This is a genomic window from Thermosyntropha tengcongensis (assembly GCF_055381335.1).
Genome location: NZ_AP042437.1, coordinates 1,472,910 through 1,496,132 on the forward strand (window position 1 = coordinate 1,472,910; position 23,223 = coordinate 1,496,132).

Genomic DNA, 23,223 nt, shown 5'->3' on the forward strand with positions numbered 1-23,223 from the left:
CATTTTATTTATATAAGGGGTTAAGCCTTTAAAAGGCCTAACCCTCTTAGACTTATAAATTTAGAAAACCGTCTGGTCGTCAACATCAGTGCACAAAGCCTTAAGAGCTTTTTCCACAATTTTTCTTCTCAAGGCTTTTTCCTCTTCCGCACTCATTCTGGGATCACCCAGCGGATGAGGAATGGCGACTGCCGGAACTATGCGGTTAGCTCCAACGGTCTTGGAAATGGGAACTACCGTACAGATGTGTACAGCAGGTACATCTGCTACATCTTCCAGTTCTTTTATCATCGTTGCACCGCAACGGGTACAGGTACCTCAGGTAGAGGTGAGTATAATCGCATCCACTCCAGCTTCCTTAAGTTCCAGGGCTATTTCATGGGCGAATTTTTTGGAGTTGGCAACGGAAGTACCATTCCCAACTGTAGTATAGAAAACATTGTGCAGGCTGCCGATTATGCCTTCTTTTTCCATTTCACGCAGAACATCTACCGGCAGTACCCGGTCGGCATCCTGATTAGCATAAACCGGGTCATATCCACCATGAGCAGTTTCATAAGTTTCAGCAGTAAGGTCAGTTACGCCGGTTATATCATACCTTCCGTATTTGGAAGCACTGGAAGATTCAATGCGGTCAGGGTTCCCTTTCGGTACAATACCGCCGGAAGTAACCAGAGCAATCTTGGCTTTGCTCAAGTCTTTAACTGCTGGACGCGGTTTTACGCGGTCAAAAACCGGCATGGGATATTCAGTTTTGAAAGGCTCGCCTTTTAATTTAGCTACCAGCATATCAACAGCACGGGCAGAACCTCTCTTTTCATGGAATACGTTTTTGCGTACCCCTTTGGCAAAGTAGCCTTCTTCATCAGGTGAGCCAATTGGCTGTCCTTTTGCCAGTTTCACTGCCAGCTTGGCCATGGCAGGAATCGCTTTTCTCATCTGGGCAGCTGAATTACCGGTTTTGATAATATAAACATCTTTTTTATACATATCGGTTCCAGGATTTTCTTCATAAAGTCCAGTCAGAGCCGGAATATTAAGTCTTTCCTGTACCGCTTTACATACAGCGCCACATGCCATTCCATAACGTCCAGCATTAAATCCAGGTCCTGCAACCACGATGTCCGGTTTAAAGCTGGCAATCATTTCAATTACTTCATTTAAAGCTGTCTCTGTATTTTCATTAAAATAAGAGTCTCCACATATTACAGTTCCCACTATTTTCATATCCGGATCTAAAGCCTGCTGCAGCGCAGTACCCGGTCCTACAGGTCCATCCTGTTTCAAGGGAGCTATATCAGCTTTTTCTTCTCCACCTATTTGACCAAAGAACTGGTTCAAATAATGGACAACCCTGATCTCTGCCATTTTTCTTTTCAACTCCTTTTCTTAGCCAATTAACATCCACATTCTTTTCTGATATTTTCCATTTCGGCACAAAGAGCATCTACATCTAAGACCATTTCCATCATGCCGAGCTGTTCTTCATAAACCTGAGGATCAATAAGGTCCTTAAGCTCGAAAATGTGGAATACTTTCAGTTTAAGCTCTACTCCGGTCAAAGGACCTGCCATAGTCGGGTCGCCAACCATTACAGTTTCAGCTGTTAATCCAGCAGATTCTGCTTCAGCAGCACCAATTACCACGATTACATTTTCATTGCCGTATTTTTCAGCAGCTTCTTTAATACGAGCTTGATTGGCCATGTCCATGGCCCCGGCTGCAGTTCAGACGAAGCACTCAGTGCTGGTGAAGATTATTTCTCCTCCTATAGTTTCCATGCAGGCAGCGATAGCCGGACCAGGAATACCGTCACGGTCACCTAATATACAGATTTTTTTATTTTCAAAAAAGCTCTTATCCATTAAAAACACTCTCCTTCCTCTAACTCTCTATATTATTTTTAAAAATTAGAAGCCCAAAGCTCCCATTTTGTTGTAACCTAATTCGTTAGTAGCACCAGTAATAGCCTGTATCTCAACAGTTATAGAACCGTCTTCTGCCAATGAACCATCAAAGCCACCAGCAATTACGTTAACGGCATCGATGTAGCCTATTACACGGTCTAATTTGGGCAGAGTAATTACTTCATTAGCATTTCCGCCACTTACTACCGCGTCAGCAGAAGGATGGGAATCTGCCAGTGACTGGGAAGCTCCATCTCTTCCTGCATATTCATCAGTTACACAAACAGTTTTAACACCTAAAGCAGCAATCTTGCGGCAATTCATTATAAGGTCAGCATCAGGATTACCAAAGCCTTCTTCACTGATAATTACCCCGTCAACACCCAGATATTCTACCAGTTTGGCAGTAAAGTTCGAGCTACGTTCTTTATCAAGCAGGGTAACATTTTCATTGGTGCAGATAACGCCTATAAAGTTGTAATCCTTGCCATGTCTTTCATAGAGATCATATATAATGGGGTTATTCATGTGATGGAAAGTAGTATTTTTGTCACATGAAGATACGCAGTTACCGCTTATAATAGCCCCATCCATTACTTCCGTCGGATAAATGAAAGTTGGCAAAATCTGTTTGGCATCTACACCATAAAGATAGGTGTCATGCATAAGTCCCTGGCTCTGCAGCATGTAAACATAAGCAACCTTGGGAAGGTCAGGATATTCTTTAAGCTGTTCAAATAAAGGCTTGGTTTCATATACTTTAATTTCATCAGGTTCTACATTTCTGGCTACTTCAGCTATATAGCGGGTAGCTTTAAGTCCAGCCATTCTTACAGCTGCTTCATGTTCATGCTGCTGTAAACCTTCCACCTTATCAACCAGTATTACTACATTTATAGTTTTGGAAAAAGGTGTATAATCTGCTCCCGGTCCGGTCATATCGATAATTCCTTCCTGGAAGCCGACGATCTTACCTACCGTTAAAACAGTCATACCTTTTAAAACATGGGTTCTTCCTGACCCTACAATTTCAGCATTGCCAAAGAAACCGGGGAAAACCTGGCCATTACCGGAAACCTTAACCCTCGGTTCCAGAACATCTTTTACCGGACAAATTCTTACTGAGTCACCAGGGCGTACAATTTCTACATCAATTTTTGAAAAGCGTTCATCCTGTATTTCTTTTAAAAGTTCATCCTTGTTAATATAAACTACACCATCTTTAAATTCGGTCTTATCCCCGAATTTAACATCCTTGACATGAATATTGCCAAGTTCTAATCGCATCCTTATCCCTCCAGACTATTCAACATACTTTTTAATCTTTTCTTCTATATCTTCCGGGGTAATATCCTGACCGGAAAGCTCATCTATCTTTTCTCCATTCTTATAGAAGAGCATAGCCGGCAGTCCCAATACCTTCTGGCTTATCGCCAGCCTCCTGTTCCCCTGGGTGTTGCAGGAACAGAATTTCATCCTGCCCTGGTATTTCTCAGCCAGTTCTTCTACATACGGCATGAGCTCAAGGCACTTCTCACATTTGGGGCCCCACCAGTCTACCATTACTACCCCTTCAGCATTTAACACTTCCTGTTCAAAGTTGTCCTTATCTACTTCCAGAAGCTTGGCACTCATCTCTTCACTCCTCCTTTTTTATAGATTGGTTATCGCTTTTAAGCCTTCTACGCTTAAATCATAAGTCTCTGCCTTGATCTCCCCATTTACAAAGAGATGCACCAAAGGCAGCCTGTTCTTGTCTATGCCATAACGCCTTTCTACCAGCTCATTACGGGTAGCGTCCACTTTTACCAGCGACAGCTTGTCGTTGTTCTCTCTTACAAACTGGTCCACTATCCCTATCTTTTCGGTTCCTTCCATATCGGTCGGGTTGTAGTAAGCTACCAGTACAGGCTTTTCGGCCTTTAACACTTCTTTTTCCCACAAATCGGTTTCATGCACATACTTCTCGGCCGCTACCGCTGCTATTGCTCCATCTGCTGCAGCTGTTACTACCTGCCTTAAATATTTGGCTCTTACATCTCCTGCTGCAAATACTCCTTCTATGTTGGTTGCCATCTTTTCATCGGTTATGATATATCCCTGGGCATTGAGCTCTAACTGGTCTTTTACCAGCTCACTCATGGGCTGGGTACCTATGAAGATGAATACCCCGTTCGTCGGATATTCGGTTTCTTCTCCGGTCTTGATGTTCTTTAAAGTTACGCTTTCTACCAGTTCATCCCCATTTATGGATTTTACGGTTGAGTTCCATATCCATTTAATCTTGGGGTTCTTAAAGGCTCTCTCGGCTGATACTTTGTTGGCATCTACTTTGCCTTCTTCATGAATTACTATAACCGTTACATTCTCAGCAAATTTGGTAAGGTACTCAGCTTCTTCCACTGCAGCATCCCCGCTGCCTACCACTACTACATCCAGTTCTTCGAAAAGGTCAGCATCACAGGTTGCGCAGTAGCTTACGCCTTTACCCCGAAGTTTCCCTTCGCCAGGCACATTCAGCATTCTGGGCACTGCGCCTAAAGCGTAAACAACTGCTTTTCCGTAATATTCCCCTTTTCTCCCTACTACCTTTTTAGGATTGGATTTGAGGTCCAGGGAAACAATAGTGTCTTTTATAAGTTCAGCTCCGAAATCTAAAGCATGGTTGAGCATGGCTTCCGTAAGTCCGGGTCCGGTTGTTCCCCGTCCAAATCCAGGATAGTTCTCAAGTTCGGAAGTGGTGGCAGCCTGTCCACCAGGACGTCCTTTTTCAATTATGGCGGTTTTTAATCTTCCTCTTGCTCCATACATGGCAGCAGAAAGTCCTGCCGGCCCTCCACCTAATACCAGAAGATCATATACATTCTCCATATTTTTAGGTCACCTACCTTTCAAGTAATGAATCCAATGCATTTAAAAGCAGTTCTTTATCAACCAGCTGAAAATCTTCAGCATAGTTTACTTTTAAATCAGGACGAGTAGCCTCGGCAGCCATAACCTCAACTTTTTCCAGCGCATGATTTATAATCTTTAAATCATTTTCATCCGGCAATCCCTGTTTTTTGCTCACTACAATCGAACGATACGGATTCTGGTTAGGCTTAATACTGCCCGCCAAAGGATGGGAAAGCAGCTTGTGTCCCGTACCAACAAAATTTAAAGCCGTATAATAAACAGCCTGTGAGGTTCCTTCCACCCAGCATATTTCATACTTATCTATATTTTTAACCATCGGGTTGTTAGTTATTATTAAAACCTCGTCCCGATACATAAAAATTCCTCCAAAAATGACTTAAAAAAGGAACAGAAGACTTTATAGGTGATCCTTGTCCTCTGTTCCCTAACCTGAGAGATTCGCCCTATTAAGAATAAGGCTTGCTCCTTCGGTGTCTTACGACTCTCCAGAGTTTCGTCCAGAAGCGATACGCCGACCTGAGAGTTTCACCAGATACCGGATGCAGTATATCTGGCTTGCTCCTTCGGTATAAGGATTTCACCTTAATTCTCTCGCTTCTGTCATCCGAAATTATTAATTTTTAAACCCGATCTCAATAAAAGCCGTTCTCATTAATTTACGCTTCTAACATCTTGCATACTGCTTGATAAATTTTGTCCTTGCTCGCGCCGCCTTGCTTTAAAAACTCCTCAATTTCTTTCTTTCTATTATTTACATATGCTTCATCCTTGATGGAAGGCAGATTTATCTTTACATTCATTACTGCTCCTTCCAGTCCGGTATGAGCTGCCAGGGAAGCAACCCCGATATCGCTTATAGCATTAGTATTGACTTTATTTACAATACCTTCAGCCAAAGTCAAAACTTCCAGACAGGTTTTAGCAATGGTATAAGGTACATCCGCTGCTTTTTTATAAGCTTCCTGAATAGCAGCTTTTCTCGCTTCTTTTTCTTCTTCAGTTTCTTTTGGCATTTTGAAAGCTGCCATTACTTCATTAAAGGCATTAGTATCATCATCAACCAGCTGGGTCAATTTTTGATGTAAAGCCTCAGCTTTAGCAAGAGCCTGCTCCATTTCGCTCTGTACTTCTTCATATCCTTTTTTGCCAATAGTCAAGCGACATACCATGGCAACAAGTCCTGCTGCTAAGGCTCCTGATACTGCCGATACACTTCCACCACCAGGAGCTGGAGAGTCTGAAGCCAGTTCAGCTATAAATTCTTTTACTTTCATTTCTACTAACATTCCTCTTCCCCCTTACAGCCCAATCAGGTGATTTTCAATAATCTGCTTGCGGTCCCAGTCTACCAGCCGCAGGTAGTATTCCACACAGTTAAGCAGGGCATCCAGGTGTACAGTCCCTACTATCTGGGTTCCTACTACTTCCAGGCCATATCTGGCTGCTTCGAATTTTACTACTTCCAGGGCTCTGTATATCGGTGTAGCATCGGTATCGAACATGTTCATGGATACTGCCACCTGATTCCTGTCTTCCAGACGGAATCCTACCGCGCGTACGGTGGAGAATCCGCCAGACGGACCTCTCATCATCTTGGCTATGGTCTTGGCTATTTCTAAATTGTCGGTGTTCAGGATTATGTTTACTGCGGTAAGCCCTCTCATGGCTGCACTGACAATAGTTGCCCCCGCTGTCGGATGCAGAGCGGCAGGCCCAATGTCCGGCGCCCTTTCCGGGGTATGGGCTACCTCTTTTAATCCTTCATACTGCCCTTTTCTTATGAAAGCCAGGTCTTTTCTCTGTTCATTGCGGGCGTTTTCGCCGCTGAAATATACCGGCACTTTATAGCGGTTGTATATTTCCTGTCCAATCTCTTCTGCCAGCTGTACGCACTCTTCCAGGGTTATGTTGGCCAGGGGGAAGATGGGAATAGTATCCTGGGCCCCTATGCGCGGATGGCTTCCCTGCTGTTCCTCCATATTGATAAGTTCATAGGCTTTGCCGGCCATCTGCAAAAGAGCTTCTTTTAAAGGTTCCGGCTCTCCTATCACTTCTACTACGGTGCGGTTAAAGTCATAATCCGGATAGTAGTCAATAAGCTTTACTCCCGGTACCCCTTTTAAGGGTGCCACAATCGCTTCTACTACTTCCATGCGCCTTCCTTCGCTGAAATTAGGTACGGCATGAATATACTTCTTCAATTAAGGTCTCCTCCTTGCATTTTATTTCTATCAGGGATTAAGGACTTAAGCCTTAATCCCTGTTTTTTACTTATTCTTCATCCTCTTTTTCCATAAAAACTGCAGCTTCTAATTGTTGCTGACAAGCTACTTTTTCTAACCCATGGTCCAAAGACAGCTTATTTCTGATTTTTGGGCAGAAGAGCAATAGCCCGGATGGGAGAACCGGACCCATCCTTGATTTTGAGCGGCAGACCGATGTATATAAACCGCTTGCCTGCTACCTTGTCCAGATTGCAGTAGTGCTCGCTGTTGGTTATACCGTACCGGCCGCATACCCAGTGACCCGAGAAGTTGAGATCGTCCGGAGTCAGGTCGATGGCCGGAGCATCGATACCAATATTGACGACACCCTGCTCCGCCAGCCATACAGCTGCCCTTTCGGACACACCAGTGTACGGCCCTTCAGCATATTCCTTGGTCGGGTAGTGGCGATCGTAATGGCCCGTCCACATTATAAAAATGTCGCCCTTGCGGATCTCGAGTCCAGCCTTGTCCAGAGCTTCTTGAATATCCTCCGGTTCAATATATTTGGGGTATTGTACATGCCTCAGGTCTACGCAGATGGCATCACCGATGAAGAATTCGAATCCCATCTGGTCAATCGTTGGCCCATTAGGTTCGTATTCCCAAACCGCATCAACATGAGTCCCCGCATGCTCGCTGAGGAGCAGATTACGGGCTGAGAATCCAAGGGTCGGAGAACCGGTCGCCTTCTGGTTCTCTTCGTGGGTCTGGTTCACCATGATAAAGGTCTTCTGATGGATGGGGAAGAGCGGCATTCCCTGGTAAATAGGCTGCGATAAATCAATAATCTCGTATTGCTGGTTAAAATTCCGGGGGTCGATTTCAATCTTCCGCATTTTTTAAAAACACTCCTTCCTTTGTCGCTTAAACTCGACTTTAGAAATTACTCTTTGATAGTCGGGATTACACAGTAGTTGTTGGCATCAATTACTCCCTTGTCGGTTATCTTCCATTTCGGGCTGGTAGACAGGGAGAGGAATGCCAGGTGCATAAACGGTGCATGTACCTTGCAGCCAAGTTCTTCTGCTGCCATCCGGGTCAGGTTGCTCATGATCTCTGTGAGCTCTTCTGCAGTATGCTCATCAGTCATTAAGCCCCCTATCCTTAACGGCAGCTCCCCGATCACTTTTCCGTCCTTGGCTAATACTAATCCTCCCTGCAATTCTATTATCCGGTTTACAGCCAGTGCCATATCTTCATAGTTGGTTCCCATTACTATTATGTTGTGGGTGTCGTGGGATACGGTCTCGGCTATAGCCCCGGAGGTTAAGCCAAATCCTTTGACAAAGGTGGCTCCTATATCAGGCTGTCCATGTCTCCCTACTACCGCTATCGGCAGAAGGTCATTCTGAAGGTCCGGTTTTACATAGCCTCCTTCGGCTACCATTTCTGCCTCTACTGCATCAGTCAGGTTCTGGTCTACTATCAGCCCTATGCACCTTACGGTTACTTTGCCTTCTTTGTCGCATTTTACTTTGAGTTCTTCCGGTTTTACCGGCGCTCTCTTTACGGAGTGTTTTACATAGTCAGGATAGGTGTACCTGGGAAGATCTATTAACAGTTTTCCGTCTTTGGCTACCAGCTGCCCTTTCAGGAATACTTCGGATACGTTCATGTCTTCCAGTTTGCCTTCGATTACGGCTATATCTGCAAGCTTGCCGGGTGCCAGTACTCCCAGTTCATCAAGGCCGTGCCAGGTTGCCGGGTTGATGGTGGCCATCTGGATGGCTTCTACCGGGTCTACTCCCTGTTTGATGGTCCTTCTTATGATGTCGTTCATGTGCCCGTATTTGGCTATGTCTTCGGCCAGCATGTCGTCGGTTGCCAGTATCGCACGGCGGGAGTCCATGCCTTCCTCGGTTATGGCCCTTATGCATTCCGGCATGTTCCTCTGGGTTGAACCTTCTCTCATCAGCACATATACACCATAGCGCAGTTTTTCCATCATTTCTTCTTTGGTGGTGGTTTCATGACAGGATACATCGGTTCCGCCTGCTATGATGTGTGCTGCCAGGTGCGGCCCAAAGAGTTCCGGCGCGTTGCCGTCCACTTTTTTGCCCAGGCTTTTTGCATATACAGTTGATACTATGGTATCCCTGAATACAGCCGGATTGTGTTTGTATACATCTTTGGCAGCGCTTACTCCCTGGGTTTCCCCTATCCCGGATACGGTCGGATAGTTAAGCATTTCCGGCAGGTCTTTGGAGGTTATGTTGTAGCCTGCAGTCTCCAGGCCAGGTGAATCAGGGGTTAAGGCCGGTACTCTGGAAAATACATGCTGGGGCATTAAGGCTGCTTCTTCACACATAGCCTTTATTCCCATGGGGCCCAATACGTTCCCTATTTCATGCGGGTCAGATATTAAACAGGTTGTTCCGGTAGGTATGGACAATCTGGAAAATTCAGTGATGGTGAGCATGGCACTCTCAAAGTGCATATGGGAATCGATAAATCCAGGGCATATATATTTGCCCTTCATGTCATATACTTCAGTGTTCGGTCCGATAAGGGAAGAGCAGTCCCCTACCATTAAGATGTATTCCCCGTGGATAGCTACATCTGCTTCATAAATCTCCCGGGTAATTACGTTTACCACTTTTCCGCCTTTTAAAACTTTTTCGGCATACTGGTTGGGATCCATCAATACATCTACCAGCTTCTGCCTCTCGGATACCAGTTTTAAGTCTTTGATGTTGAGGCTCATTTCACCGGACATATAAACTTTCCTCCTTCACGTTTAGTAAACATAGAAAAACTTTTTAGACCACAATTGATCTCACATTTATTCTGCCTAAAAACTCCTGTTTTATTCCCGCTGTCGCCAAATTTCTGTACAGCACATCAAACTGCGAAATTTGCCTGTAATATGTATTTTTTGGAAAATATTTTACATAATTTAATCTTTTTTTAATTATTTCTTAACATTTTATTAACAAAATTCCCTACGTTTTCAGTCTATCTTAAGTGGATTATATAATTCAATACTTCCACGATTTTACTTTACAATGCTCACCATAAATATGTTTTATTGCCTTATGCATCTAAAGCAGCCAGGCAAAATAAAAAGACAGAGTATAAGACATCCTCCATGCCTTTACTCTGTCTTATGGGCCTGAGAGATTCGCTTTTTAACAGCTTGCTCCTTCGGCGTCTTTTAAGACTTTCCAGAGCTGCATCAGGATACGGTCCTTTTACCTGAGAGTTTCGCTAAACATCAGGCACATTCATGCTTAGCTTGCTCCTTCGGTATGGGACAAGCCCATTCTCCCTTTTCCTTCATCTGCATATATACTATTTTTATAAAACAGACATTATTACTTAACTTAAAGTTTGTGATTTTTATCGCAAAACCAATTTTAATATATCCTTCTCACCTTAACATGTCAATAGCACAAACTATTTATAAATAAAGGTTATCTGTATAATAAATTGCATATATATAAAGCCGCGATAAATCCGCTTATATCAGCAGATAATCCTGTAATAATCGAATATCTGTATTTTTTAATACCCACAGAGCCAAAGTAAACAGTCAAAACAAAAAACGTAGTATCGGTTGTTCCCTGCATCACAGAAGCCAAGCGGCCAATAAAAGAATCTGGCCCATATACGCGCATAAGTTCAGTTGCCATTCCTAACACCCCGCTGCCAGAAAGAGGGCGCATAATAGCCAGAGGCAAAATTTCAGAAGGTGCCCCCAGTTTGGAAGTAAGCGGATCTAAAATACTGCTCAAATATTCCATGGCTCCCGAAGCTCTAAAAACCGAAATGGCAACCATCATGCCCACCAAAAAAGGAATTATTTTTACAGCAGTGGTAAAGCCTTCTTCAGCACCTTCCACAAAGGTTTCATAAACCGGAACTTTTTTTATAAGGCCATAAACCGGAATGGTAAAAAGCAAAAAAGGAATAGCCCATCTGGATATTATATTCATGACTTCAAAAAGCACCTATCTTATCCTCCCCATCCTCTTCCTGAACCAGTAATCAAGGGAAACAGCTATAAGCATGGAAAAAGCCGTAGCAAAAATGCAGGGCCCTACAATTTCAGCAGGATTGCTGGAACCAAAAGACAGCCTGACTCCAATAATCGTGGCTGGAATCAATGTTATACAGGAAGTGTTAAGAGCCAAAAACGTACACATAGCTTCCGAGGCTTCTTTTGAGTTATTATTTAACTTCTGCAGTTCCTGCATAGCTTTCATGCCAAAAGGGGTAGCCGCATTGCCTAAACCCAACATGTTAGCACTCAAATTCAATATTATAGCCCCCATAGCTGGATGTTCCGGAGGAACGCTTGGAAACAACCTTACGGTCAAAGGTTTCATTACCCTGGCCAAACTTTCTACCAAACCGGCTTTTTCCGCAATCTTCATTATTCCCAGCCATAACGCCATAACTCCCACTAAATCAAAACATACTTCAACTGCTCCTTTAGCTGCTCCCAGCGCTGCTTCTGTCACAACTTCTATATTCCCATTAAAAGCTGCTGTAACAATCCCGCTTGCAAGGAGCACAAGCCATATTATATTGAGCATTACCCACCCTCCCAGCAAAAATTCCTGCTAGAAGGTTATGAAATTTCCATAAAAAATAGAACAGTTCAAAGTTTTTGAACTGTTCTGGACACTCTTACTGCATTTTTGTTTCATTTCCCTTATTTTTCTCTTTTATGAGGCTTTCCATTTTTTCAATAAACTGGGGGGCTAAATCTACAATCCTTTCTGCCAGAGGATTTCCACTTACAGACATCAAACGCACATCATTCATTCTAACTACCAAAAAACCTATTGGCTTAACCGACACCCCAGCTCCACTTCCTCCTGCAAACGGAAGGCTATCACCTTTTTTCCCATCTGACAGTTCATATTCCCCTCCCCCGGCTACAAAACCTGTAGCCACCTGGGAAACCGGAATTATAACCGTACCATCATTGGTTTCCACGGCATCACCTACTACCGTATTGACATCCACCATTTCCTTTATGCTCTGCATGGCAGTTTTCATCAATCCTTCAATAGGATGAGGGTTATTGCCGGTTTCTTTCTGTTCCATACCTAAACCTCCTGATTTTCAAGTAAAATATATATATTCCTATGAGAATAATATGTACGGTTGCCGTCCGTACTATACAAAGAAGCTCTGAGTTTTTATCCTGGAACATAAAATCAGGATAAACAGAAACATAAATCTTTTTTATCCTGGTTTGGCTGCTCAAAAAACTTAAAAATACCCCTTTTACAATCCACAAAACACCTGCCGCTAAAGCTGTATAGGCAGCATTGTTTAATCCCAGAGTCGTTTTCCAGGCAAACCTTTCGATAAAAATTCCCCTTAACATTTTTTGGTATATTTTTCTAATATCTCCTACATTTAAGCCTTCCCGGTTCTTCAGCCACTTTTTTTCCCGCAGGATTTTTTCAATACTTTCTATATCCAATCTGTGAGTAAAGCTATTCATGCATAATCTGCCCCAGCAGAACTGCAAACTCACCCTTGCTTTTTCATCTTCCAATCTTATTTTGACAGATACCTTTATTCTCAAAGGTGCAAGCAAGGCCAGAAAAACAAGAAGGCTGATGCATATAACCCACATAATTAGCTAATTCTCCTGTTTTTCATAATAGTTTCCATATTTTAAAAAGAGTTATACATCAGCCGTTATTTTAAATTTTCGATTTCTTTTTCAATAGCTGTTATTATTTTGTACATTTCATCATCTACCACTATATTGGCCCTGGTTTCCCGGAAAGTAGGGCAATGCAGATTATAGTCAACAATCTTTTTGCTTATACGTTCCAAAGCCAGGCGGCTTTCATAATAAAAATGCGCCTTTTTCTTTTCGAAATTTTTATAGGCCTGACTGCTTCTCTTCTGGCTGAAGAACATGTGTATATATTTTTTAAAATATTCAACTTCCCGGTTAAGTTTTTCAAAATCGGCATCAATTTCTTTCCCCAGTTCAATCCAGTAAGGAGCGAAATTATTATCTTTAAGTATCTTGAAAACCATGCGCAGTTCGGGAGGTTCAAAAGGATTTTCATAAAACTTGATAGGTTTGCCCGCTCCTTTAAGGTTATCAAATTCACCCCTGGCCATCGCTTTTTCTATCTGCATTTCCACCAAATCCTGGGTGCTGCTCATATACCTGGCCAAAGGCCTTGCCTTTTCTGCCTTAATTTTTACTTCTTCTTCATAGGATCTTTCACTCATCATCTATTCCCCCTCTAACTCCGGCAGTTCTTTAAGGCTTGACAAGCCAAAAAGTTTCAGGAATTCATCAGTAGTCACATATAAAACCGGCCTGCCCGGTACATCTTTATATCCAGCCTCAGCAATAAGCTCTTTCTCCAGCAGGCTGGATATAATCTTATCCACCTTTACTCCCCGTATTTTTTCAATCTCTGCCCTGGTTACCGGCTGTTTGTAGGCAATTATGGCCAGGGTCTCCACAGCTGCCCTGGAAAGCTTTTTCTTGACTGTGCGGCTTATACGCGCCAGAATATCTGAATATTCTTTTTTGGTACACATAAAAACTTCATTCTGGTCAACAACTATCTGTATACCCCTTTTTATATCTTCATTATATTCCTGCACAAGTTCATCCAGTATGACTATAAGGTCATCTTTCACAATATTTAGAATCCCAGCCAGCTCATCTATACTCATCTTTTCTGCCCTTACAAATAAAACTGCCTCGATGGCCGCTTTAATCTGATCACGCATAATCATAAGCCTTCTTCCACCCGCAAAAATATTTTTATCGGCATCTCCTGAGCCTCCTGACAGGCCATAACCTTCCCCAGACGAATAAGTTCAAGCAAAGCCAAAAAAAGAGCCAGGGCTTCTCTTCTCCATTTTATACCATGGAACAGTTCCTGAAAAATAATCTCCTTCTTTTTTGCAAGTTTAGCCAAAATTTCCTCCATTTTTTCTGCTACATTTATATCACCGACTGGAACTTCATACCCTTCCTCCACCTCAGGCAGCCTGCTAATAACAGCTTTATAGGCTTTTATCAAGTCTCTGGTATCAACTGTCAATTCTTCAACAAATGTCACTTCATAATGAGATTCCCGGAAAAATACCCTTCTTATATCTCCTTCCTGCCTGGCTTCTAGCCAAAGAGCAGCCTTCTTATACCTGCGGTATTCCAGAAGGCTTTTTACCAAGTCTGCCCTTGGATCTGCCTCCTCTTCCCCTTCTTCTTCGTCAAAAGATACCCGTGGAAGGAGCATCTTCGATTTAAGCTGCAGGAGATAGGAGGCCATAAGCAAAAAATCGCCCAGGCTTTCCATATTTATCCTATCTTCTTTTTTTAGATATTCTATATACTGGTCACTTATCCGGGCTACCGGTATATCATATATATCTATTTCATTTTTCTCAATCAAGTAAAGCAGAAGATCCAGAGGCCCGTGGAAAACTTCCAAATCAACCACATAACCCATAAGCTATCCCTCAATTTTAAAATACTAAAAGATGCAAAAAGCCGTAAATTATTTTAACCAGTGGCCATATGATGGCTGAAGTAGCCCCGGTAAAAATAAGCACCAGAAGAATAAGAAAGCCATACTGTTCCATAGAATAAATCACTCTTGCCCCGGAATCCGGCAAAATACCAGCCAAAATCTTGGCTCCATCCAGCGGGGGTACCGGTATAAGGTTGAAAGCAGCCAAAATAAGATTGATCCATATAAGAGGCTCTATAAGCCTTATGGCATATATACCCCATTCTGCTCCCTCAAAAGGCAGCAAAAACTTATAGGCCAGCATGCCAGCCAGAGCAAGCAGTATGTTCATACCTGGCCCGGCTAAAGAAACCAGCATCATTCCTTTTTTTACACCTACATTTTTGAAATTATAAGGATTTACCAGCACCGGTTTAGCCCAGCCGAATTTAAAAACCATGAGCATAAAAAACCCCAGCCAGTCGATATGAGCTAAAGGATTGAGGGTAAGGCGTCCCTGGTAATAAGGGGTATTATCTCCCAGCCAGTCTGCCACCTGGCCATGAGCATATTCATGAAAAGTTAAAGCAATCAAGATAGCCGGAAGCCAGGTTATCATCTCAATAATAGAAGGTACATTCATATACAACGCTCCTTTATCCATTCTTTGACCATTTCAATTTCATCATCTTTATCGCTTACCATTCCATCCAGTTTCATAAGATAAAGCCTGTCAAGTATCTTTTTATAGACCGGACCCGGCTTCAAACCCAAAGCCTTAAGGTCGTTTCCATTTATCTCCAGGAAGGTTTTCTCCTTGCTATCTATATATTCTACTATTTTTTCCCACATGTTTTCATCCTGCACACACAGTAGCAGATAAATCTTGCTTTCCTGTTCCCACTCTCCAATTACCCCGTCAATCCTGCTCGGTTTTATCTCCTGCCAATTTTTAATTTCCTCTATAACTTCACGCGCTCTTTCTATTTCCCTTATTGCCTTAACTGCCTGTTTGTCGAAAGGATAACGGTTAACAACATCTGCTCTGCTCTCCGGGGGAGCAAACGATAAAATAGCCCCCATATATATAAGCCAGCTTCGTATATCGAGAACATGGTACCTTTCCTTAAACCAGGCAGCAACCGCGGGAATACGCCGCAGCAAACCTTCATTCACCGCATCCAGGTCTACTTCAGGCAGAACATACGGCCAAACCCCAATCTCCATCATTCTCTTCAAGGCAGGCAAGGGATCGGGCTCACTCAGGATTATTACCAGTTCATTAAAAATCCTTTTATCAGAAAGTTTTCCCAGCATACGGCGGCTGATAGCGTCTTTGCCCAGCCGCAAGGTATCAGGTTCAATCGTAAAATTATATCGCTTTTCAAACCTTATTGCCCGCATTATGCGGGTAGGATCTTCGATGAAACTCAAATTATACAAAATCCTTATATATTTTTGTTCTAAATCATGCCTGCCTCCAAAATAATCGATAAGCTCACCATATCTGTCCGGATTAAGGGCAATGGCCAGAGTATTTATCGTAAAATCCCTGCGGTATAAATCTTCTTTAAGGGAGGATTTTTCAACTTTGGGCAAGGCAGCCGGAAATTCATAATATTCAGTACGGGCAGTAGCCACATCTATCTTAAAATCATCATTTATTACCACGACTGCCGTACCAAAACGTTTATGGACCCTGGCTCTTCCTCCTAATCTTTCTGCCAGCTTAAGGGCCAGATTTTCTCCTTCCCCTTCCACTACCAGGTCGATATCGAAATTGGGATAAGAAAGCAGTAAATCCCGAACAAAACCGCCAACACAGTAAACCTGGTAACCTAGTTCTTCCGCCAGTTCTCCTGCCGTTTTTAACAGCTGCAGTATATCGCGCGGCATCCTCTTTTCCAGCAGTTCTTTTACGTTAAAATACTCATATCCTCCCGGCTTGTACAATATCATGTGGTCTTCAGGATAATCGTTTCCATGCAGAGTACGAAGTATATCGGTCCGGGAAACTATGCCTACCAGCCTGCCCTCTTCTACAACAGGCAGCCGCCCTATATCCTTTTCCACCATTATCTTCTGGATTTGGCTTAGCGGGGTATCAGGAGACACTGCTTCAACAGCAGTGCTCATAAAGGCCTTAACCGGGGCATGCCCCAAATTGTGCATTCTTGCCTTATCAACATCGCGCCTTGATATAACCCCCACCATCTTATCCCCATCTACTACCGGCATACCGGTATGGCCATAGCGCAGCATCACCCTGCCGGCCTCTTCCATGGTAAAATGCAAAGGAACCGTCTTGACCGGAGTAGACATTATATCCCGGGCAGTAATTCCGGGAACCACACATTCTCTTAACTTTTTTTCCAGCAAGGCAAGCATTTCTTCAATACTTTTACCCTTAATCACTGTCGATGCTGCTTTTTCATGCCCTCTGCCACCAAACTCCGCTAAAACCTCATTTACCTTAACCGCATCGGTACGGCTCCTTCCCACAATGTTAACCTTTCCTTCCATCAGCACCAGGGTAAAAACAGCCTCACTATTCTCAACTTCCATAAGCCGGTAAGTCACCAGGTCAAGCCCAGGAATAAAATCTTTTCTTGAGGCACATGCAACCGCTATATCTGTATGGCCTATGTTTAAATGCTTAATATTTTGCAAAAGGTCCTGCATAAGCCCTTTTTGTTCTTCTGAAAAAGAAAATTCCATAAAATTAGCTATTACCGACAGGTTAGCCCCTTTTTGCAGAAGATAAGCGACTGCATAGGCATCCCGCCAGGTAGTGGATTTAAAAAGCAGGCTGCCTGTGTCTTCATATATGCCTAAAGCCAGAATAGTGGCCTCAAAGGGAGTTATATCAATCCCTGCTTCTATCAGTTTTTCCACCAGAATAGTGGTAGCCGCTCCTACCTCATGTGTTTCCGCGATTTCCCCCTTCAGGTCATCCATCATAACCGGATGATGGTCATATACATGTATCTCTATTCCGCCCTGCAAGGCCAAATCCTTAAGCTGTCCCAAACGGTTGGGGTTGGCTGTGTCAACCACAATAAGCCTTTTTACTTCATCAAAATTTATCTCCCTGGGGCTCTTCACCAGCAGAGAATCCCTATAAATCGCCATAAATTTTTTCACATTTTTAGATAAAGTCCCGGCCAGAACTTTATGAGCTGAAGGATAAAGTTTGTTGGCTGCCACCATAGCTGCCAAACCATCGAAATCCAGCGCATTGTGTGAAGTGATTATATCCACCTTTACTCCCCCATCCCAATGATTACCTGCATTATACCATAAATTAAGCCTTAATTTTAAATTTAGGTATCAAACCTTAAATTTAAATCATTTATCCCATAATAAGGAATAATAAAAACAAAAAATAATGACATCATAAATATTGTTTATTTGCTTTCCTGAATCCCCCTTTTTATAATAGGCTGATAAAAGCAGTAAAGGAGAGTGGAATGATGTACGAAAAATCTGAAAAATATACCGTAAAAGTCATACCCCACAAAGGTTATGAAGTCAAAGGCTGCTGGCAGGATGACATCCACTGCTTAAAAAGCCGAATCGTATTTGAATATAAAACAAATAAAATCATAGAAGCGGAAATAGAAGCGGAAAAAATTCCTTTTTCCATCTGCTCGCAGGGGGTACAGAGCATAAAAAACCTCATCGGCCAGCAGGTAGGCCCTGGTTTTTATAATGTGGTAAAAGCAAAGGTAATGAATGAAGGTGGCTGCATACATGTAGGTGAACTGGTTTTAGGATCGGTAAAGGCAGCTATCCAGGCTGCTTCGCGCGAAATGCCGGAGTGGGTGGATGAAGAAGACTACAAAGCACGGTGGGCAGTATTCAGCTCTATCTATAAAGACAAATGTATATTTTTTGCCCAGCCAGATGCAGAAACTAAAGCCCTTGAGCTGCTGCACAAATGTGAAAGCCATGGTAAAAAACAGCAGGCTATATAAAAAAAACAAAAATGCGGGAAAAAGCCCCGCATTTCTATTTTCTCAAACGTTCAGGCAAAACATCATTGCGTATAATATCTTCATAAGTTTCCCTTTTTACGATTACATCAGCTCTTCCCTCATTTACCAGCACCATGGCCGGCCGGGGAAGCCGGTTGTAATTGCTGGACATAGCATAATTATAGGCACCGGTAGCAAAAACCGCCAAAATATCTCCCGGCTCTACCTCTGGCAGTTCTATATCCCAGATAAGCATATCCCCTGATTCACAGCACTTGCCGGCGATAGAAACCTTTTCGGCGGCCGGCTTATCAGCCTTATTGGCCAAAATAGCCGTATACTTTGAGCCATACAGGGCAGGGCGCGGATTATCCCCCATACCTCCATCAACGGCTACATACTTTCTTATCCCCTTAACTTCTTTGCTTGAACCAACCGTATAGAGAGTGATGCCCGCCGGTCCTGATATAGCCCTTCCCGGCTCCACTATTACTTTAGGCACTCTAATTCCATATTCAGCTGCCTTCTCCCTGACCGTAATCATAACTGCCTCTGCCCACTCTTTAGGATCGCACGGTTCATCACCTTTATAATAAAAAATGCCAAACCCGCCGCCCATATCTAATTCTTCCAGTTCCAAACCGAACTCTTTTTTCAGCATTCCATAAAAATCCATCATTACAGCAGTCGCATGACGAAACGATGCCATTTCAAAAATCTGGGAACCAATATGGCAGTGCAGTCCTTTCAGATTAAGCCAGCGGCAGTCAAGGGCTGCTTTTACCCCTTCCAAAGCCTGCCCATCAGGAAGCGTAAACCCAAACTTGGAATCTATCTGGCCTGTTTTTATATATTCATGGGTGTGAGCTTCCACGCCCGGGGTTATGCGCAGCATTATATCCTGTTTTTTGCCTATTTCTGAGCATACGCGGTTTAAAAGTTCAAGTTCATAGAAATTATCTACTACAATACGCCCTACCCCGGTTTCTACCGCCATAAAAAGCTCTTCCCGGCTTTTGTTATTGCCGTGGAAAAAAACCTTATCCATGGGGAATCCTGCTTTAAGAGCGGTGAAAATCTCGCCCCCTGATACCACATCCAGCCCCAGTCCTTCTTCTTCCGCAATTTTTACCAGAGCAAGGCAGCTAAGGGACTTACTGGCATATATAACCAGAGATTCCCCATATTCAGCAAAAGCTTCCCTGAACTTACGGCAGTTTTCCCTAAATCCCTGCTCATCTATAACCCATAGAGGGGTCTTGAATTCCTTTACCAGTTCAACTGCATCTATTCCACCTATTTCTAAATGTCCTTTTTCATTTATCTTCATCGTGCCAGTCAAATACAAATTCCCAGCCTCCTTCACAAACTGAGTAAAATCTTCGTTATTTTAACATTATAAACCGGCAGGGGTCAATCAGCCTGCATAAATATACAGCATACATAAAAAACCAGGGACTTAATTCCCTGGTTTACCAGATGCTATTTTGGCTGATTTACATTTTCTGAAGCCTTGCCTTTAGCTTGTTTTTCTTTATCATTATCCCCTCCAGATAAACTTTTTATCTGCTTTTGCAGCTTGCGGTTCTCCTGGGTTAATTCTTTAATCTTACGGGCAATCTTGAACTGGCGAAAACTGTCGATGAGAAAAGTTATAACTGCACCAGACAGAGCTGCAATCAAAACTACTACCGCCAGCGAAACCCTGGGGGAAGTCCAGCTCAAAAAATGCACCGTAACCTCAGCTGTATTCTGGAAAACAAAAATAGCTACTCCCAAAATAAAAACCAGTGCACCGATAAGATATCCCTGCATACCTTCGCCCCCGTTTTTTGTCTTTTTCTGTGTTTATTTTAAACCTCATCTTCTTTTTTGCCAATATCTTTTCCCCAAAATAAAAAGGAGGGAAATACCCTCCTTTTTATCAAACTAAGCCCTGGCTTTAAGCTCATACCATATAGGGCTGGCAATGAAGATAGATGAGTAGGCTCCGCTTATAAAACCTATAAGCATGGCCAGGACAAATATTTTTATGGTTGCACCGCCAAAGGCCAAAAGAGCAAGCAAAGTAAAAGCTGAAGTCAAAACTGTATTGATAGAACGATTGAGAGTCTGCATGATACTGCGGTTTATCAGCGTCATGCGATCTTCCTTAAGCTTGAAGCTTAGGTTTTCACGAATACGGTCAAAAATAACGATCGTATCGTTTATAGAATAACCTATAACCGTAAGTATGGCGGCTATAAATGAGCTGTTTACTTCCCACTGGAAAAGCGAGAAAAGCCCCAGCACCACAAGCACATTGTGGATAATGGCGACAATCGCTGCAATACCAAAATGAAATTCAAACCTTATAGTTATATAAATAAGCATCAAAACTCCTGCGATAAGCAGAGCTAAAACGGCATTGCGGGTAAGCTCTTTTCCGATAACCGGCCCTACACTCTCAGCACTTAAAAATTCCACTTTGCCGAACTTGTCTCCTAAAGCCTTCATAAGCTCTTTTGTTTCTTCCTGGCTCAGTTCTTTAGTGCGGATATAAAATTCACTTCCGCTTTTCTGCACTTCCGCCCTTCCCAGGTCAAACTGGCTTAATACTGAGCGCACTTCGCCGGCGGTTACTTTCTCTTCCAGCTTTATATGCAGTATAGAGCCTCCGGTAAAATCTATTCCCAGATTTAGCCCCTGCATGAAGAGCGATATAAGGCCCGGAATAATTATGAGCAGGGAAATAACATAGAAAATCTTTCTTCTCTGTACTATCTGCATCTATATCCCCCCTTTAAACTCCGTATAATTTGGTGTTTTTGGTTATATTGGCAAAGAGAACAAGCATATAGCGGGTAAAGATCAATGCTACCAGCATGCTGGCTATTATTCCTATGGAAAGGGTAACAGCAAATCCTTTAATAGGCCCGGTGCCAAAATACATGAGAACCAGAGCCGTTATCAAGGTAGTTATATTAGCGTCGAATATCGTCCAGAACGCGCGTTTAAAACCGGCTTCAATGGCAGCCAGCAGAGTTTTGCCGACCCTCAGCTCTTCTTTTATCCTCTCATATATGATTATATTGGCATCAACTGCCATGCCAATCGAAAGGGCAAAACCGGCAATGCCAGGCAGTGTCAGTACTGAACCTAATCCCCACATAACCCCCAGAACAATTAAAGCATATAAAACCAGGGAAATATCAGCAATAAGTCCCGGCAGCCTGTAATACCCAAGCATGAAAATCAAAACGGCTATAATGCCAACAATTCCCGCTTTTATGCTTTTTTCCAGGGAATCAGCACCCAGAGTAGGCCCAATAGACCTTTTTTCCATTACCTTAAAAGAAACCGGGAGGGCTCCAGAGCGCAAAAGCACAGCCAAATCCTGCGCTTCTTTGGCCGTAAAATCCCCTTCGATAACTGCCTGTCCGGTAGTTATAACATCCCTTACGACCGGTGCGCTTATCACTTTATTATCAATTACGATGGCAATATGCCTTCCCAAATTTTCCTGGGTAGCCTTGGCAAAAAGCTTGGTCCCCTCTTTATCAAATTCCAGCTGCACCATGGCACCTTTCTGGGGATCAACAGTAGCCTGTGCATCTTTGAGGTTTTTTCCGGTTAGCAAAACATTTCCCTGTTCATCCCAGAATTCAAGCTGGGAAGTAGTCTTCAAAAGATCAACAGCAGCTTCCGGATCTTTCTCTCCCGCAATCTCAATTACTATCCTTCTGTCTCCCTGGGGAAACAGGTTAGTCTCCTTTACCCCTAAACTGTCTACACGGTTGCGGAGTATCCCTAAAGCTTTCTGGATAGTATCAGGGGTTATTTTCTGCCCTTCGGTCTCTTCTGCCTCCAGAACTACGCGAAGTCCTCCCCTTAAATCCAGTCCTAATTTGATATTCTTTTTAATCGGTTCATACAGGTAATAAGCAGCGGTTGCTAAAGCAGCGATAATAATAGCTATTATCAAAATACTGGTACCTTTTTTCACCTTTTTTCCTCCTTCCCACTAAAAAGCCCGGCTTAAGCCCAGGCTAAAACTTAATAATTTTTACAAAAGCTTGGCCCCATTGATTATCAGTTCAAATTTGCAGCCCAGAAAATCAGCAGCCCGCCTGCACATAAGCATGCGGCTTAAGAATATTTCGAAATACTCCATAACCGGGCATATGCTGGTATCTATGGCAAGCTTCATAGTGATAATCTTTTCTTTTTCCCTTACCAGAAGTCCTGATTCCTGCACTGCATAATTTACCCGGTCATGAATATCAAAAGTAGATACATCAGTATTGCGCACCCGGTTGCGGTGAACATGCGACTTGTCAGCAAGGATCAGAGCAGCTGCCACTTCATTTACCGGATGACCGCTCCCCTCATCATGGTTGCCAATCGCTGCCCCAATTACTGCAACTTCTGCCGGATCCATCCCCATACGGCGCAATATCTCCATGGCTATAAGAGCACCGCTCTGGCTGTGTCCATTCCTGTTTACCACATTTCCCAGATCATGCATATAACCTGCAATACCTGCCAATTCTGCCGTACGTTCATCATAACCAAGCTTTAGCATTATCTCCCGGCTCAAGCTGGCAACCAGAGAAACATGTACAAAACCATGATCAGTATAACCCATTTGTCCCAGATGTTCATTACCTTTTTTTATAAAAGCCTTTACCAAAGGATTTTCCTTTACATCTTTCAGAGTCACCAT

General features: G+C 43.1%; 25 protein-coding genes and 4 riboswitches. Of the genes, 1 reads left to right on the forward strand and 24 read right to left on the reverse strand.

Annotated elements, in window-relative coordinates; genetic code table 11:
• Positions 1-60: 60 nt before the first annotated feature.
• The 19 genes from grdB to ACZ42E_RS07100 form a co-directional block, all read right to left on the reverse strand.
• Positions 61-1,368, reverse strand: a complete 1,308-nt coding sequence (gene grdB, locus ACZ42E_RS07010; RefSeq protein ID WP_464891635.1) for a glycine reductase complex selenoprotein B — start codon at positions 1,366-1,368, stop codon at positions 61-63.
• 29 nt (positions 1,369-1,397) lie between these two features.
• Positions 1,398-1,865, reverse strand: a complete 468-nt coding sequence (gene grdA, locus ACZ42E_RS07015; protein ID WP_464891636.1) for a glycine/sarcosine/betaine reductase complex selenoprotein A — start codon at positions 1,863-1,865, stop codon at positions 1,398-1,400.
• Positions 1,866-1,910: 45 nt separating this feature from the next.
• On the reverse strand, positions 1,911-3,194 hold the full coding sequence (locus tag ACZ42E_RS07020) for a glycine/sarcosine/betaine reductase component B subunit (RefSeq protein ID WP_464891637.1): 1,284 nt from the start codon (positions 3,192-3,194) through the stop codon (positions 1,911-1,913).
• A gap of 15 nt (positions 3,195-3,209) precedes the next feature.
• Entirely contained in the window at positions 3,210-3,542 is a 333-nt protein-coding gene (gene trxA, locus ACZ42E_RS07025; protein ID WP_464891638.1) for a thioredoxin TrxA, read from the reverse strand.
• An 18-nt stretch (positions 3,543-3,560) separates the two neighbouring features.
• Positions 3,561-4,778, reverse strand: a complete 1,218-nt coding sequence (gene trxB / locus ACZ42E_RS07030) for a thioredoxin-disulfide reductase (protein WP_464891639.1) — start codon at positions 4,776-4,778, stop codon at positions 3,561-3,563.
• Between the two features lie 13 nt (positions 4,779-4,791).
• Complete coding sequence (locus tag ACZ42E_RS07035) at positions 4,792-5,178, reverse strand: GrdX family protein (RefSeq protein WP_464891640.1); 387 nt, start codon at positions 5,176-5,178, stop codon at positions 4,792-4,794.
• Positions 5,179-5,238: 60 nt separating this feature from the next.
• Positions 5,239-5,314: riboswitch (glycine riboswitch) on the reverse strand.
• Between the two features lie 3 nt (positions 5,315-5,317).
• Positions 5,318-5,427: riboswitch (glycine riboswitch) on the reverse strand.
• Positions 5,428-5,479: 52 nt separating this feature from the next.
• Positions 5,480-6,109, reverse strand: coding sequence for a cyclodeaminase/cyclohydrolase family protein (locus tag ACZ42E_RS07040; RefSeq protein ID WP_464891641.1), 630 nt, complete (start codon positions 6,107-6,109; stop codon positions 5,480-5,482).
• A gap of 12 nt (positions 6,110-6,121) precedes the next feature.
• Entirely contained in the window at positions 6,122-7,024 is a 903-nt protein-coding gene (ftcD, locus tag ACZ42E_RS07045) for a glutamate formimidoyltransferase (protein WP_464891642.1), read from the reverse strand.
• A 158-nt stretch (positions 7,025-7,182) separates the two neighbouring features.
• Positions 7,183-7,926, reverse strand: coding sequence for a cyclase family protein (locus ACZ42E_RS07050; RefSeq protein WP_464891643.1), 744 nt, complete (start codon positions 7,924-7,926; stop codon positions 7,183-7,185).
• Between the two features lie 47 nt (positions 7,927-7,973).
• Positions 7,974-9,806 carry an adenine deaminase gene (locus ACZ42E_RS07055; protein WP_464891644.1) on the reverse strand — a complete coding sequence of 611 codons (1,833 nt, stop codon included), beginning with the start codon at positions 9,804-9,806 and terminating at the stop codon, positions 7,974-7,976.
• 381 nt (positions 9,807-10,187) lie between these two features.
• Positions 10,188-10,260, reverse strand: a riboswitch (glycine riboswitch).
• A gap of 3 nt (positions 10,261-10,263) precedes the next feature.
• Positions 10,264-10,370: riboswitch (glycine riboswitch) on the reverse strand.
• Between the two features lie 133 nt (positions 10,371-10,503).
• A complete protein-coding gene (locus ACZ42E_RS07060) occupies positions 10,504-11,025 on the reverse strand; it encodes a spore maturation protein (RefSeq protein WP_464893503.1) in 522 nt (173 codons plus the stop codon).
• 15 nt (positions 11,026-11,040) lie between these two features.
• Positions 11,041-11,628, reverse strand: a complete 588-nt coding sequence (locus ACZ42E_RS07065) for a nucleoside recognition domain-containing protein (RefSeq protein ID WP_464891645.1) — start codon at positions 11,626-11,628, stop codon at positions 11,041-11,043.
• Positions 11,629-11,722: 94 nt separating this feature from the next.
• Positions 11,723-12,145: a GerW family sporulation protein gene (gene ytfJ, locus ACZ42E_RS07070; RefSeq protein ID WP_464891646.1), complete on the reverse strand. Its 423-nt coding sequence runs from the start codon at positions 12,143-12,145 to the stop codon at positions 11,723-11,725.
• The gene (locus ACZ42E_RS07075; protein ID WP_464891647.1) at positions 12,120-12,686 is read right to left on the reverse strand and encodes a DUF2953 domain-containing protein; all 567 of its coding nucleotides are present in this window, start codon (positions 12,684-12,686) and stop codon (positions 12,120-12,122) included. Before ACZ42E_RS07075 ends, ytfJ begins: the two co-directional genes overlap by 26 nt.
• 65 nt (positions 12,687-12,751) lie before the next feature.
• Positions 12,752-13,306, reverse strand: coding sequence for a DnaJ family domain-containing protein (locus ACZ42E_RS07080; RefSeq protein WP_464891648.1), 555 nt, complete (start codon positions 13,304-13,306; stop codon positions 12,752-12,754).
• Positions 13,307-13,822 (reverse strand): SMC-Scp complex subunit ScpB, encoded by a 516-nt coding sequence (gene scpB / locus ACZ42E_RS07085; protein ID WP_464891649.1) that lies wholly within the window; start codon positions 13,820-13,822, stop codon positions 13,307-13,309.
• On the reverse strand, positions 13,819-14,541 hold the full coding sequence (locus tag ACZ42E_RS07090; protein WP_464891650.1) for a segregation and condensation protein A: 723 nt from the start codon (positions 14,539-14,541) through the stop codon (positions 13,819-13,821). Before ACZ42E_RS07090 ends, scpB begins: the two co-directional genes overlap by 4 nt.
• Before the next feature lie 16 nt (positions 14,542-14,557).
• A complete protein-coding gene (locus ACZ42E_RS07095) occupies positions 14,558-15,205 on the reverse strand; it encodes a site-2 protease family protein (RefSeq protein ID WP_464891651.1) in 648 nt (215 codons plus the stop codon).
• The gene (locus ACZ42E_RS07100; RefSeq protein ID WP_464891652.1) at positions 15,181-17,802 is read right to left on the reverse strand and encodes a CBS domain-containing protein; all 2,622 of its coding nucleotides are present in this window, start codon (positions 17,800-17,802) and stop codon (positions 15,181-15,183) included. The genes ACZ42E_RS07095 and ACZ42E_RS07100 overlap by 25 nt, the downstream gene beginning before the upstream one ends.
• Positions 17,803-18,011: 209 nt before the next feature.
• Between ACZ42E_RS07100 and ACZ42E_RS07105 the strand changes: the two genes are divergently transcribed.
• Entirely contained in the window at positions 18,012-18,518 is a 507-nt protein-coding gene (locus tag ACZ42E_RS07105) for a DUF2889 domain-containing protein (RefSeq protein ID WP_464891653.1), read from the forward strand.
• Positions 18,519-18,552: 34 nt separating this feature from the next.
• Here the strand turns inward: ACZ42E_RS07105 and lysA are convergent, their stop codons facing one another.
• The 5 genes from lysA to ACZ42E_RS07130 form a co-directional block, all read right to left on the reverse strand.
• A complete protein-coding gene (gene lysA / locus ACZ42E_RS07110; protein ID WP_464891654.1) occupies positions 18,553-19,866 on the reverse strand; it encodes a diaminopimelate decarboxylase in 1,314 nt (437 codons plus the stop codon).
• 134 nt (positions 19,867-20,000) lie between these two features.
• A complete protein-coding gene (locus ACZ42E_RS07115) occupies positions 20,001-20,333 on the reverse strand; it encodes a LapA family protein (RefSeq protein ID WP_464891655.1) in 333 nt (110 codons plus the stop codon).
• A gap of 114 nt (positions 20,334-20,447) precedes the next feature.
• Positions 20,448-21,287: a protein translocase subunit SecF gene (gene secF / locus ACZ42E_RS07120; RefSeq protein ID WP_464891656.1), complete on the reverse strand. Its 840-nt coding sequence runs from the start codon at positions 21,285-21,287 to the stop codon at positions 20,448-20,450.
• Between the two features lie 13 nt (positions 21,288-21,300).
• Positions 21,301-22,503 carry a protein translocase subunit SecD gene (secD, locus tag ACZ42E_RS07125; protein WP_464891657.1) on the reverse strand — a complete coding sequence of 401 codons (1,203 nt, stop codon included), beginning with the start codon at positions 22,501-22,503 and terminating at the stop codon, positions 21,301-21,303.
• A 60-nt stretch (positions 22,504-22,563) separates the two neighbouring features.
• Positions 22,564-23,223, reverse strand: a complete 660-nt coding sequence (locus tag ACZ42E_RS07130; RefSeq protein ID WP_464891658.1) for an HD domain-containing protein — start codon at positions 23,221-23,223, stop codon at positions 22,564-22,566.

Coding starts and splice junctions, on each gene's coding strand:
- ACZ42E_RS07035 (WP_464891640.1), bottom strand. CDS start 5,178: ATGTATCGGGACGAGGTTTTAATAATAACTAACAACCCGATGGTTAAA.
- ACZ42E_RS07020 (WP_464891637.1), bottom strand. CDS start 3,194: ATGCGATTAGAACTTGGCAATATTCATGTCAAGGATGTTAAATTCGGG.
- secF (WP_464891656.1), bottom strand. CDS start 21,287: ATGCAGATAGTACAGAGAAGAAAGATTTTCTATGTTATTTCCCTGCTC.
- ACZ42E_RS07055 (WP_464891644.1), bottom strand. CDS start 9,806: ATGTCCGGTGAAATGAGCCTCAACATCAAAGACTTAAAACTGGTATCC.
- ytfJ (WP_464891646.1), bottom strand. CDS start 12,145: ATGGAACAGAAAGAAACCGGCAATAACCCTCATCCTATTGAAGGATTG.
- ACZ42E_RS07060 (WP_464893503.1), bottom strand. CDS start 11,025: ATGAATATAATATCCAGATGGGCTATTCCTTTTTTGCTTTTTACCATT.
- ACZ42E_RS07090 (WP_464891650.1), bottom strand. CDS start 14,541: ATGGGTTATGTGGTTGATTTGGAAGTTTTCCACGGGCCTCTGGATCTT.
- ACZ42E_RS07095 (WP_464891651.1), bottom strand. CDS start 15,205: ATGGATAAAGGAGCGTTGTATATGAATGTACCTTCTATTATTGAGATG.
- scpB (WP_464891649.1), bottom strand. CDS start 13,822: ATGATTATGCGTGATCAGATTAAAGCGGCCATCGAGGCAGTTTTATTT.
- ACZ42E_RS07065 (WP_464891645.1), bottom strand. CDS start 11,628: ATGCTCAATATAATATGGCTTGTGCTCCTTGCAAGCGGGATTGTTACA.
- ACZ42E_RS07115 (WP_464891655.1), bottom strand. CDS start 20,333: ATGCAGGGATATCTTATCGGTGCACTGGTTTTTATTTTGGGAGTAGCT.
- trxA (WP_464891638.1), bottom strand. CDS start 3,542: ATGAGTGCCAAGCTTCTGGAAGTAGATAAGGACAACTTTGAACAGGAA.
- ACZ42E_RS07130 (WP_464891658.1), bottom strand. CDS start 23,223: ATGGTGACTCTGAAAGATGTAAAGGAAAATCCTTTGGTAAAGGCTTTT.
- trxB (WP_464891639.1), bottom strand. CDS start 4,778: ATGGAGAATGTATATGATCTTCTGGTATTAGGTGGAGGGCCGGCAGGA.
- ACZ42E_RS07080 (WP_464891648.1), bottom strand. CDS start 13,306: ATGATGAGTGAAAGATCCTATGAAGAAGAAGTAAAAATTAAGGCAGAA.
- ACZ42E_RS07075 (WP_464891647.1), bottom strand. CDS start 12,686: ATGTGGGTTATATGCATCAGCCTTCTTGTTTTTCTGGCCTTGCTTGCA.
- ACZ42E_RS07105 (WP_464891653.1), top strand. CDS start 18,012: ATGATGTACGAAAAATCTGAAAAATATACCGTAAAAGTCATACCCCAC.
- ACZ42E_RS07040 (WP_464891641.1), bottom strand. CDS start 6,109: ATGTTAGTAGAAATGAAAGTAAAAGAATTTATAGCTGAACTGGCTTCA.
- ACZ42E_RS07050 (WP_464891643.1), bottom strand. CDS start 7,926: ATGCGGAAGATTGAAATCGACCCCCGGAATTTTAACCAGCAATACGAG.